11 protein-coding genes are annotated in these 11,100 nt (G+C 67.7%); 10 read left to right on the top strand and 1 reads right to left on the bottom strand.

Annotated elements, in window-relative coordinates:
• The first annotated feature begins 55 nt into the window (after positions 1-55).
• The 7 genes from L5G28_RS05510 to L5G28_RS05480 all read left to right on the top strand — a co-directional run bounded on the left by L5G28_RS05510 (position 56) and on the right by L5G28_RS05480 (position 6,438).
• Positions 56-1,162 carry an ABC transporter ATP-binding protein gene (locus L5G28_RS05510; RefSeq protein WP_372477200.1) on the top strand — a complete coding sequence of 369 codons (1,107 nt, stop codon included), beginning with the start codon at positions 56-58 and terminating at the stop codon, positions 1,160-1,162.
• Entirely contained in the window at positions 1,152-1,934 is a 783-nt protein-coding gene (locus tag L5G28_RS05505; RefSeq protein ID WP_237000657.1) for an ABC transporter permease, read from the top strand. Before L5G28_RS05510 ends, L5G28_RS05505 begins: the two co-directional genes overlap by 11 nt.
• Positions 1,935-1,947: 13 nt before the next feature.
• Complete coding sequence (locus L5G28_RS05500; RefSeq protein WP_237000656.1) at positions 1,948-2,517, top strand: sigma-70 family RNA polymerase sigma factor; 570 nt, start codon at positions 1,948-1,950, stop codon at positions 2,515-2,517.
• A gap of 12 nt (positions 2,518-2,529) precedes the next feature.
• A complete protein-coding gene (locus L5G28_RS05495) occupies positions 2,530-3,288 on the top strand; it encodes an anti-sigma factor (protein ID WP_237000655.1) in 759 nt (252 codons plus the stop codon).
• 144 nt (positions 3,289-3,432) lie between these two features.
• A complete protein-coding gene (gene kstD, locus L5G28_RS05490; RefSeq protein ID WP_237001260.1) occupies positions 3,433-5,130 on the top strand; it encodes a 3-oxosteroid 1-dehydrogenase in 1,698 nt (565 codons plus the stop codon).
• A gap of 1 nt (position 5,131) precedes the next feature.
• Positions 5,132-5,992, top strand: coding sequence for an enoyl-CoA hydratase ChsH3 (chsH3, locus tag L5G28_RS05485; protein ID WP_237000654.1), 861 nt, complete (start codon positions 5,132-5,134; stop codon positions 5,990-5,992).
• 14 nt (positions 5,993-6,006) lie between these two features.
• Positions 6,007-6,438, top strand: a complete 432-nt coding sequence (locus L5G28_RS05480) for a DUF6918 family protein (protein ID WP_237000653.1) — start codon at positions 6,007-6,009, stop codon at positions 6,436-6,438.
• A gap of 102 nt (positions 6,439-6,540) precedes the next feature.
• Here L5G28_RS05480 and L5G28_RS19285 read toward each other — a convergent pair whose 3' ends face one another.
• The gene (locus tag L5G28_RS19285) at positions 6,541-6,675 is read right to left on the bottom strand and encodes a hypothetical protein (RefSeq protein WP_265743841.1); all 135 of its coding nucleotides are present in this window, start codon (positions 6,673-6,675) and stop codon (positions 6,541-6,543) included.
• An 86-nt stretch (positions 6,676-6,761) separates the two neighbouring features.
• Here L5G28_RS19285 and L5G28_RS05475 point away from each other — a divergent pair, with 86 nt between their 5' ends.
• The 3 genes from L5G28_RS05475 to L5G28_RS05465 all read left to right on the top strand — a co-directional run bounded on the left by L5G28_RS05475 (position 6,762) and on the right by L5G28_RS05465 (position 11,058).
• Positions 6,762-8,351 carry an MFS transporter gene (locus L5G28_RS05475; protein WP_237000652.1) on the top strand — a complete coding sequence of 530 codons (1,590 nt, stop codon included), beginning with the start codon at positions 6,762-6,764 and terminating at the stop codon, positions 8,349-8,351.
• A gap of 83 nt (positions 8,352-8,434) precedes the next feature.
• Positions 8,435-9,295 carry an SDR family oxidoreductase gene (locus L5G28_RS05470; protein ID WP_237000651.1) on the top strand — a complete coding sequence of 287 codons (861 nt, stop codon included), beginning with the start codon at positions 8,435-8,437 and terminating at the stop codon, positions 9,293-9,295.
• Between the two features lie 152 nt (positions 9,296-9,447).
• The gene (locus L5G28_RS05465) at positions 9,448-11,058 is read left to right on the top strand and encodes a VWA domain-containing protein (protein WP_237000650.1); all 1,611 of its coding nucleotides are present in this window, start codon (positions 9,448-9,450) and stop codon (positions 11,056-11,058) included.
• The last annotated feature ends 42 nt before the right edge of the window (positions 11,059-11,100 follow it).

The following is an 11,100-nucleotide window of genomic DNA, read 5'->3' as shown; positions in this document are numbered from 1 at the left end:
CAGCGACGGGGCAGGCACCATCGACGGGACAGACACCAGCGGCGGGACAGGCACCATCGATCGGGGCGCCTCAGCCGCTGACCGCGACGCTGAGGGGACGGCCGCCACATCGGTCACCCCAGCACCGGTCAGCCCCACTTCGGTCAGGCACGCCCTCGTCCTGCGAGGCGTCACGAAGACCTTCGCAAGCGGACCGTTCGGGCGGGGCACGAGGCACACCGCGGTCGATCACCTCGACCTCACCGTGCCCGCCGGGTCGATTCACGCGATCCTCGGGCCGAACGGTGCGGGCAAGACGACCACCGTCTCGATGGTGGCGACCCTCCTTCGCCCCGATTCGGGCGAGATCCTGATCGACGGCGTCGACGCGGTCGCCGACCCGTCCGCCGTCCGCGGACTCATCGGAGTGTCCGGCCAGTACGCTGCGGTCGACGGCAACCTCAGCGGGTTCGAGAACCTCCGCATGGTGGCCCAGCTGTACGGGATGTCGCGTCGTCAGGCGTCGGCCAGGGCGCGCGAGATGATCGACGAGCTCGATCTCACGGCGGCTGCCGACCGACCGATGCGGACGTACTCGGGCGGGATGCGGCGACGTCTCGACCTCGCGGGCGCCATCATCAACCGACCGAGCCTGGTGATCCTCGACGAGCCCACGACCGGTCTGGACCCGCGCGGTCGCCGACAGATCTGGCGTGCGATCGACGAGTTGACCCGGACGGGTGCCACGATCCTGCTCACCACGCAATATCTCGAGGAGGCCGACGAGTTGGCCGACGACATCACCGTCGTCCACGGCGGCGCCGTGCATGCCCGCGGCACACCCGAATCACTCAAACGCGAGTTCGGGGACGCCTGCCTCACCGTGGAACTCACGCGGACCGGCGCACTCCGACATGCGGTCGACGTGATGACGACGCTCGCCCACGTCGGCTCGGGAAACCCCGAACAACTCGACGAGGTGCGCTTCCGAGTCCGGGTCGACGGGGGCACCCGCAGCGCGGTGGCCGCGGTGCGGGCGCTGCACGGGATAGACGCCGACGTCGTCGACGCCTCCGTGACCGCTCCGACACTCGAGAACGTCTTCCTCGCTCTCACCGAACCGGACGAGCGAGCGGCAGGCGAACCCGGCGACGAAACAGAAGGAGTCGATGATGTTCGCTGACACCGCGGTACTGGTCGAACGCAACCTGATCACTGTTCGACGCATCCCGACGCTACTGCTGAGCGCGACCGTGCAGCCGTTGATGTTCGTGTTCCTGTTCGCATATGTCTTCGGGGCCACGCTCGGCGGCGGTGAGTACCGGGAGTTCCTGATGGCGGGTATCTTCGCCCAAACCGTCCTGTTCAACTCGGCGTTCACCACCGTCGGGCTCGCCAACGACCTGTCGGCAGGGATCGTCGACCGGTTGCGGTCGCTGCCCATGTCCAGACTCGCGGTGATCGCGGGCCGCGTCACGTCCGACATGGTGCTGGGCGCTGTCGGGCTCGTGGTGATGGTGGCGTGCGGCTTCGCCATCGGGTGGCGCATCCGTGGCAGCGCGGCCGACGCGGTGATCGCGTTCGTGCTGCTGTTGTTCTTCGCGCTCGCGATGGCGTGGGTCGGTGCGGTCACCGGCCTCGTCGCCCGGAACGTGGAGGTCGCACAGAGTGTCGGCTTCCTCTGGATGTTCCCGGTGACGTTCCTGTCGAGCGCGTTCATCTCGGCGGCCAGCCTGCCCGGACCGCTCCGCACGATCGCCGAATGGAATCCGGTGACCGCGGTCGCCACCGCATGCCGAGACCTGTTCGGAAACGCGTCCCCGCCCGACTTCCCAGACCCGACCGGCTGGCCCGCCGACCACGCACTGGTTTACGGACTGGCGTGGAGCGGAACCCTGTTGGTCATTTGCATTCCGCTCTCGCTCTGGCTGTATCGACGGTCGGCGAGCAGATGACGAAGAGGTGACCATGCACCCAAGTCCGACTGACGGCACGGAACTGTCGCGACTGCTGGCCGCGTCGGCCGACGGCGACCACTCGGCGTTCGCGCGGCTCTACGATCTGACCAATGCACGCGTGTACGGTCTCGCCCTGCGCGTGCTCAACGATCGAAGCCACGCCGAGGAGGTCGTCCAGGAGTCATACCTGCACTTCTGGCAGCAGGCGCATCGCTACAGTTCGGCACGCGGCAGCGTCGTGAACTGGATGTTGACGATCGCTCACCGCCGTTCGGTGGATCGGATCCGATCCGAGGAACTGTATCGACGGCGGGGTTCGGAATACACCAGCGCCAACACAGCCGTCCCGTCGACGCCGCTCGTCGAGGTTGTCGAACAGCACGAGGAGACGCTCACGCTGCGTCGCTGCCTCGGCAGGCTCACGAACCTTCAACGCGACAGCATCGAACTCTCGTACTTCGACGGGATGACGTACCCCGAGGTCGCCGCATACACGGCGACCCCACTGCCGACCATCAAGTCTCGTATCCGTGACGGACTGCGTAGTCTGCGCCACTGTGTGAAGACCGAAGAAGTGTAGACCGGAGAACCTATGACGAACGACGAGACGAGACACGAGGCGAACCGCGAGTGGCTCGACGACCACATCGAGCTCTACGCCATCGACGCGCTTCCCGTCGCCGAGAGCGACGAGGTCGACGTCCAGCTCGACCTGCTCGGCCCGACTGTGCGAGCCGAGTACGAGGCACGGATCACCGACGTCCGGAATCTCATGCACGACTACAGTCGGCGCTACACGCACGAGGCCCCCGACGCGCTGCGGGCGCGGGTGCTCGCCGACTTCGATGCGAATATCGGTCGCAGCGGCCCCATCCCCTTGCACACGCGTCGCCGACGCCGCATCGCCGTCGCGGTGGGTGCCGCAGCCGCCTCGATCGCTGTCCTGTTCGGAGCCGGTGTGCTCGTCGGCCGGACCACCGTTCCCGAGTCGTCGACGAACGTCCAGGCTGAGGCGGCCGCGGCCGTGTTCAGCGCGCAGGACGCGACGATCTCGGTCGGCGATCTGGACGGTGCGCGCGGCGTGTTGACGGTGGTGAGCTCCAAGTCCCGCAATCAGGCGGTGGCCACCCTGCGCGACGTGCGGAACCCGGTGCCCGACGACCGCGCGCTGCAGTTGTGGATGGTCGGCAAACAGGCGCAGCCCGTCTCCGCCGGTCTGTTCGCGGGCGACGACAGCACGCCGATCCTCATCGATGCGCTCGACTCCACCAGCGCGTTCGCGATCACCGTCGAACCGCGCGGCGGTTCCACCGGGCCCACCACTCCGCTGCTGACCCAAGTGAAGGTGTGACAGTAAACGTGTGATCACCGACACTCAATCACCGGACCGTGTCCTTCCGCCGTCCCCGCGACTGGTCTAACCTGTCCAGTAGCGAAATCTATAACTTGTTCTAGTTTTGTGGATCCGTCCACGCTGGAGGACGAAGGGAAGTACATGGCCAACGAAGAGTTCGACGTCATCGTCGTGGGTGCAGGCGGAGCGGGGCTGTCCGCAGCGCTGACCGCGAAGACCAAGGGCCTGAACACCGTCCTGATCGAGAAGTCACCGTACTGGGGCGGCTCGACGTCCCGGTCCGGCGGCGGCGTCTGGATCCCGAACAACAGCGTACTGCGCCGTGACGGCGTCGACGACACCGTCGACGAAGCCCGCAAGTATGTCCACGCGATCATCGGCGAGCACGCGCCCGCCGAACGGATCGACACCTACATCGATCGCGGCCCCGAAGCGCTCGACTACCTGATGGCGCACGCCCCGCTGGACCTCGAATGGGTCAACGGCTACTCCGACTACTACCCCGAGGCCCCCGGCGGCCGTGCGGGCGGACGCTCGGTGGAACCGAAGCCGTTCGACGCCGCCCGCCTCGGCGACGATCTGAAGACACTGCACCCGCAGTACACGAAGGCTCCGCTGAACATGGTGGTGCTGCAGTCCGACTACCGCTGGCTCAACATCGGCATGCGGCACTGGCGCGGAATCCAGCGGATGATGAAGGTCGGTCTTCGCTTCTTCTGGGCCCGTACCCGCGGCAAGAAGCTGATCGCGATGGGCGCGGCACTGGCCGCCGAACTGCTGCTCGGCTGCCGTGAGGCAGGCGTCGACATCCGGTTCGACACGCCGCTCGTCGATCTCCTCACCGAAGACGGCAAGGTCGTCGGCGTGGTCGTCGAGGTCGACGGCGTCCGGACTGAACTGCGTGCGCGGCGCGGCGTGATCCTCGCGTCCGGCGGCTTCGAGCACAACGAGAAGATGCGTGCGGAGCACCAGCGGGCGCCGATCGGCACCGAGTGGACGACCGGCGCGTCGTCGAACACCGGTGACGGCATCACCGCAGCACTCAAGACCGGCGCGGGCGTCTCGATCATGGACGATGCGTGGTGGGGTCCGACGATCCCGCTCCCCAAGGGTCCGTGGTTCGCGCTGTCCGAGCGGTCGGTGCCTGGCACGTTCATCGTCAATCTCCGCGGGGAACGCTTCATGAACGAGTCGCTTCCGTACGTCGAAGCCGTCCACCGGATGTACGGCGGCGAGTTCGGCCAGGGCGACGGCCCCGGCGACAACGTGCCGTCGTGGCTGATCTTCGACCAGCGTTGCCGCAACCGCTACATGTTCGCCGGTGTCACCGCACGCCAGCCGCTACCCAAGAGCTGGCTCAAGTCGGGCGTCGTGGTGAAGGCGAACACCCTCGCCGAGCTCGCCGAGAAGACCGGTCTGCCCGCCGATGAGCTGGCCGCCACCACGGCGCGTTTCAACGAGTTCGCTCGCGTGGGCAAGGACGACGACTTCCACCGCGGGGACAGCTCGTACGACCACTACTACGGCGACATCACGAACAAGCCGAACCCGAGCCTCGGCCCGGTCGACAAGGGTCCGTTCTATGCGGCCAAGATGGTGCCGGGCGACCTCGGCACTAAGGGCGGCATCGACACCGACGTCCACGGACGCGCCCTACGCGAGGACGGTTCGGTGATCGAGGGGCTGTACGCGGCGGGCAACACCAGCGCCCCCGTCATGGGGCACACGTATGCGGGCCCCGGCGCCACCATCGGTCCGGCTCTCGTGTTCGGCTACCTGGCTGCCCTCGACGCCGCCGCCAAGTCGCAGACGCAGGCCACTACCGCGGCGGAGGCCTGACATGCCCATCGATCCCGCCATCGCCGTCGGCGCCGACCTGGGCGAACAGACCTTCTCGTGGACGCCGCGCGAGATCGCGCTCTACAACCTCGCCGTCGGCGGCGCAGCCGACCCGATGGACGTCGTCGGCCTCCAGTACGTCGACGACGTCGAACCGAAGACGTTGCCGTCGTTCGCGACAGTCGCCGCGAACTTCCTTGCGACGCAGGCCCCCAAGGTCGAGTTCCCCGGCGTCGACATCGACCTCGCGAAGGTCGTCCACGGCAGCCAGCAGGTCCGCGTGCATCGACCGCTTCCCGCGACCGGCACCGCGACCATGCGCACCCGGATCGCCGAGGTCCAGGACAAGGGGTCGGCCGCCGTCATCATCCAGGAGTCGGAGACCGTCGACGAGGCAGGCGCCCCGCTGTGGACGGCTCGGTCGTCGATCTTCGCGAAGGGCGAAGGCGGGTTCGGCGGCGACCGCGGCGCATCGACACGCGTCGACCTCCCCGACCGCGCGCCCGACCACTCCATCGCGGTTCCGACGCTGCCGCAACAGGCGCTGCTGTACCGGTTGTGCGGCGACCGCAACCCCCTCCACAGCGATCCGGCGTTCGCCGAGCGCGCCGGATTCCCTCGACCCATCCTGCACGGGCTGTGCACCTACGGCTCGGTCTGCCGGGCCGTCGTCGACCAGATCTACGGCGGAGACGCGTCGAAGATCGTCGACTACTCCGTGAGTTTCGCCGGAATCGTGTTCCCCGGCGAGACGTTGCAGATCGAGGCCTGGGAAGATGGCGAGCGACTGCTCGCGGCGGTGAGCGTCGTCGAACGAGACGGCGCCGCAGCCCTGGGCAATGTCGTATTCAGCACTTCCTAGCCGAAAGGACCTGCATGTCCACGTCCCTGCTTCCCGTTCTCGACGCCAACCGAGAGGCGATGACGTCCGACTTCACCGACGTCATCGACGCGGAGGTGAAGAAGCAGTCGGGCCTGTCCGGCACCGCGGTCAAGGCCGCCTACTCGGCTGCCCAGAAGGTGAAGCCCGGCGTCGTCGCGAGCGCGACGAACAAGATGCTGCCGGACTTCCTGACCGCCCTGTCTCCGTTCTGGGACTCCAAGCCCACGGGCACGCCGTTCGGCAATCACCTGGCCGCGAACGGCGACGCCGCGGCCGAGGCACTGCTCGCCGTGACCGACGGCCGGGCGCAGTCTGCGCCGTCGGGTCTCACGAAGGCCTACAAGAGCCTGCGTGGCAAGGCGAAGGGTTACGTCATCGACGCGCTCGTCCCGGTGGGCGGCGTCATTGAGAAGTACGCTGCCTGACGATGCCCGGTTCTGACGCCGCTCGACGCGCTTCGCGTCGGGCGGCGTCTTGCCGTCAATCACGTAGTACCCGGTCAGGTGATACCGGGTACGCAATAGCAGTCAGGCGGCGGTGGTGACGATGAGGACGAGAAGGGCGATGATCCCGACCACCCCCGCCACCAACACCAGCAGTCGTCCGAGGTGGAGTCGGACCTCGCTCAGTTCGGAAGACCGCGCGACTCGATCTGCAGCCATGATCATCCACTTTCGCTCGTTCGGGGTGGTTATCTTCCCGTGTGACTACAGTTACACAAGTTGCTAGAGAAACAGGTGAACTGACGATGCGTGTTGGATATCGAACCGATGACAGAACGACGACCGTCCGGGCCGCGTGGCTCGTCCTCATCGCGTGCGCCGCGGTCAGCCTCGTCGTCGCGGCCATGGCCGCCCTCAATACTGCACTGCCCGATATCGCAGCCGACACCGGCGCCACCAACGCGCAGATGACGTGGATCCTCGACAGCTACACCCTCGCCCTCGCCGCGCTCCTACTCCCGGCCGGTGCGATCGGCGACCGCGTGGGCAGACGTGGCGTCCTCCTGGTGGGTCTCGTCGTGTTCGGCGCCGGATCAGTCGCCGCGATCTGGGTCGACGGACCGACCGAGCTGATCATCACGCGCGTCGTCGCGGGTGCGGGCGCCGCGCTGATCATGCCGACCACGCTGTCGCTGATTACCGCGGGCGTCCCGACGGACAAGCGCGCCGTGGCGATCAGTGTGTGGGCTGCCGTCGCAGGTGCGGGCGCGATCGCCGGGTTCTTCATCACCGGAGTCCTCCTCAACTATTTCCACTGGCATTCGGTCTTCATCACCTTCGCCGCGTCCACAGCCGTCGTGTTCGTGCTCGTGCTGACCGTCGGCTCGTCGAAGGACGAGAATCCGGGCAGGTTCGACGTCGGCGGGTCGCTCACGTCGATGACCGCCATCGCGGGCGTCGTCTTCGGTCTCCTGGAGGCGCCCCACCGCGGCTGGTCGGATCCGTTGATCCTGGTCTGCCTGATCGGCGGCATCGCGTTGATCGCGGCGTTCATCGTCATCGAGCGCAGGCGCGCCGATCCGCTGCTCGATGTCGACTTGTTCAGGAACCGCGCGTTCGCGTCCGGGTCGCTCGCGGTGGCGTTGCAGTTCCTCGCCTCGTTCGGCGCGTTCTTCTTGATCCTCCAGCAGTTGCAGCTCGTGTTCGGCTACTCCCCGCTCAAGTCGGCGGTCGCCCTGTTCCCGATGGTTGTCGGCGTCGGCGCCTTCGCCATGATCGGCAACTGGGTGGCCGTGCGGTTCGACTCCTTGCGGTTCGTGCTGGCGATCGGCATCGGCATAGCCGCCGTCGGCGTGATCGCGTTGGGCGTCTTCGAGATCGACGTGTACTGGAAGGTCGGCGTGCTGCTCGGTGTCTGCGCCGTCGGTATCGGCCTGTCGACGGCGCCGTCGACCACGGCCATCATGTCGAACACGCCGCTGGACAACCAGGGGGTCGGGTCGGCAGTCAACGACACAGCTCGCGAACTCGGCGCCGCGATCGGCATCGCCCTCGCCGGCAGCATCATGGCCGCAGGCTACGAGGACCGGATCGGCCCCACCGCCGACGAGGCGAGAACTCGACTGGAGAAGATCGACCCCGATGCGGCCGCGATCGCCGACGACGCGATCCGCGGCTCGATGGCCGGTGCGGTGAAGGTCAGCGACGAACTGCCTCCGGTGGCCTCACCGATCGCCGACCACATCACCGCCGGGGCGCGGTCCGCGTTCGAGGAACCGTTACAGACCGCGTTCGTGGTGCTCGGGGGCGTGCTGGCCGTCGGAGCCGTGTTCCTCGGCTGGTTCACTCCGCGCAAGGTCGTCGAGGACGCGCCCGCCACCTCCGACGCAACGTAGGACCGCGCGTTCATGGCCGCGCGCCGAACGACCCCGGCGAACCCTCACCGTCATGAAGGTCCCGGCCATGATTGGATGTGCGCATGGTGATCGGGCGCTCGAGGGACAAGCACAGTGGAGCCGTCGCAGGCTCGACGGTCGCAGTGACTGGTGCGGCCCGCGGCATCGGTCTCGCGATCGCCAGACGACTCGTCGACGAAGGCGCGCGCGTCGCGATCGGCGACGTGGACGCCGACGCGGCCCGCGAGGCTGCGACATCGCTGTCGACCGACGGCGGCACGGTCCGCGGCTATGCCCTCGACGTGACCGACGACCCGTCGTTCCAGTCGTTCCTCGACGCCGCCGCGACCGACCTCGGACCGATCGACGTCCTCGTCAACAACGCGGGCGTCATGCGGGTCGGTCCGTTCGACACCGAGCCCGCCCGAGCGTCCGAGGCAATGGTGTCGGTCAACCTACTCGGCGTCATCCGCGGCGTCCGACTCGCCGCACCCGCCATGCGTGCGCGCGGTGCAGGCCAGATCGTCACCGTCGCGTCGGCGGCGTCCCGCCTCGCACCGCCCGGCGAATCGACGTACGCGGCCACCAAGCACGGTGTGCTCGGCTATCTGACCGGCGTCCGCGAGGAGTTGCGCGGCAGCGGCGTTACCCTCTCCGTCGTGATGCCGACCGTCGTCGACACCGAACTCGCGGCCGGCACCTCGTCGGGCTCGGTGCGGACGCTTGCGCCTGCGGAGGTCGCGGACGCCGTGGTGAGCACGGTGGGACGTCGCCGCTTCCAGACCTGGGTGCCCGCGTACGTCGGCCCTCTCGTCGCCTTCTCGGGGGTTCTGCCGCAACCGGTGCGCGACCGCCTGATGCGCGTCATGGTCCCCGACCAGGTCTCGACTCTGAAGGGGTCCACGGTCCGAGCCGACTACGAGCGTCGGGCCACCGAGGACTGATTCGGCAAACATGTCGGCGCGTCTCGGCAAACACGCCGCGACACGCGGAGGATCGTCGAGTTCCACCACTCGGGCATACCGATGTGCCGCGTCTCACGTCCGTGCGCTAGCCTTCTTCGCGATCACGACATTCTCGCAAGGAGGCGCCCCCGATGGGTCGACACGACAACAACACCGACGGCGGCGCACCGCGCCGCGCCGGGCTGCGGGTCGGACTGTCCGTCGCACTCGTCGCAGTCCTCGCGGTCGGCGCCTACGTCGTCTGGGACAAGACTCGGTCAACCTGCGACGAGGTCCGACCCGTGTCGGTCATCGCCGAAGGCGACCTCGCCGACTACGTGACCGAGCTCGCCGACCAGGCAGAGAGCACATCCTGCTTCGACTACACCGTGGAAGCGGTGCCCGCCAGCCACGTCAGCGACCGGCTCGGAGGCGACGAGATCCCGGACATCTGGGTCGCCGAGTCACAGTCGCGCATCCGTCAGGTCGGGACGGCGCTCGGCCACTCGTGGACGGGTATCGGCCCGTCGATCGGGACGTCGCCGATCGTTGTCGCGGGGCGTGACCTGCCCGGCCTCCCGTCGTGGTCGAAGGTCCTCTCGATGCCCGCGCTCCGCGTCGATCCGCCCGCCGTCAGCGATGTCAGCAACGCCGCGGTCGTCGGTGCGCTCGCTGAGATGTCGCAGGGATCGATGACGCACACCGAGCTGGTTCAGACGCTGACCGGCCGCGCGCTGCGCATGAACGACGAGGACGGCGCACCGGACCTGAAGAAGATGGCCGACGACGACGCCCCGTCGCTCGCCCTCGTCTCCGAGCGGACCTATGCCGGGTTCACCGACGGGGACTCCGACTCTCCGCTGACCGCGGCCGTCCCGCAGACCGGCACGGTCGCCCTCGACTACCGCATCGCGAACGTCGCTCCCTCCGCCAGAGCGGTCATTTCCAATGGCGCGATCGGTGCGCTCGCGGAGACGGCGAAGACCGACGAAGGCGACCGGATCCGCGCGGCGCACCACATCCGGCCGGCCGACGGGGCGCCGCTCGCCGACGGCCAGGGCGTCGGCGACGTCACCATGATCGAGGCGCCCGAGCGGGCGTTCATCGACAACATCGAACGCAAGTGGGCGGCTTTGACCCGCCCGATCCGCGCGCTCGTCGTCCAGGACGTGTCGGGGTCGATGCGCCTCGACGCAGGCGGACGATCACGTGCGCAACTCCTGCGCGACGCCTCCATCTACGGCCTGGCCGAATTTCCCAAGAACACCGCGCTCGGCTACTGGGAGTTCAGCATCGACCGCGGCGGCCCGGGCGTCCCCTACCGCGAGGTCGCACCGATCGCACCGATCATGGCCAAGACCGGCGGCGTCCTCAACCGTGACGTCCTCGGCAAGGCCATCGATTCGAGTCTGAAGAACCTGCACGGCGGCACCGGCCTCTACGACACCGCATTGGCCGCGTTCAGGAAGGTCTACGACACGTACGATCCCGCCTATTCGAACAGCGTGATTCTGATGACCGACGGCCGCAACGAGGTGGCGCACAGCATCACGCTCAACCAGCTCGTCTCGGAGTTGAACATCATGAAGAACCCGGCGCGACGCATCCCGATCATCACCATCGGGATCTCCGACGACGCCGATGCCGACGCCCTCAAGCGAATCTCGGAGGCCACCGGCGGCAGCTCCTTCATCGCCCACGACCCGAAGGACATCGGCGACATCCTCCTCAAGGCCGTGTCGTTCCGAGTCCAAGACGCCTGAATGCACTTCGGCACTTTCTTTCGGCGTACGGCCGAAAGAAAG

This window comes from Gordonia liuliyuniae (genome assembly GCF_021739025.1).
GTDB classification, from domain to species: domain Bacteria; phylum Actinomycetota; class Actinomycetes; order Mycobacteriales; family Mycobacteriaceae; genus Gordonia; species Gordonia liuliyuniae.
This window is presented reverse-complemented; position numbering and strand designations above follow the sequence as displayed.

Excerpts from the sequence above, each read along its gene's own strand:
- L5G28_RS19285 (WP_265743841.1), bottom strand. The coding sequence starts at position 6,675 with ATGGCTGCAGATCGAGTCGCGCGGTCTTCCGAACTGAGCGAGGTCCGA.
- L5G28_RS05505 (WP_237000657.1), top strand. The coding sequence starts at position 1,152 with ATGTTCGCTGACACCGCGGTACTGGTCGAACGCAACCTGATCACTGTT.
- L5G28_RS05480 (WP_237000653.1), top strand. The coding sequence starts at position 6,007 with ATGTCCACGTCCCTGCTTCCCGTTCTCGACGCCAACCGAGAGGCGATG.
- L5G28_RS05465 (WP_237000650.1), top strand. The coding sequence starts at position 9,448 with ATGGGTCGACACGACAACAACACCGACGGCGGCGCACCGCGCCGCGCC.
- L5G28_RS05470 (WP_237000651.1), top strand. The coding sequence starts at position 8,435 with ATGGTGATCGGGCGCTCGAGGGACAAGCACAGTGGAGCCGTCGCAGGC.
- kstD (WP_237001260.1), top strand. The coding sequence starts at position 3,433 with ATGGCCAACGAAGAGTTCGACGTCATCGTCGTGGGTGCAGGCGGAGCG.
- L5G28_RS05495 (WP_237000655.1), top strand. The coding sequence starts at position 2,530 with ATGACGAACGACGAGACGAGACACGAGGCGAACCGCGAGTGGCTCGAC.
- L5G28_RS05475 (WP_237000652.1), top strand. The coding sequence starts at position 6,762 with ATGCGTGTTGGATATCGAACCGATGACAGAACGACGACCGTCCGGGCC.
- L5G28_RS05500 (WP_237000656.1), top strand. The coding sequence starts at position 1,948 with ATGCACCCAAGTCCGACTGACGGCACGGAACTGTCGCGACTGCTGGCC.
- chsH3 (WP_237000654.1), top strand. The coding sequence starts at position 5,132 with ATGCCCATCGATCCCGCCATCGCCGTCGGCGCCGACCTGGGCGAACAG.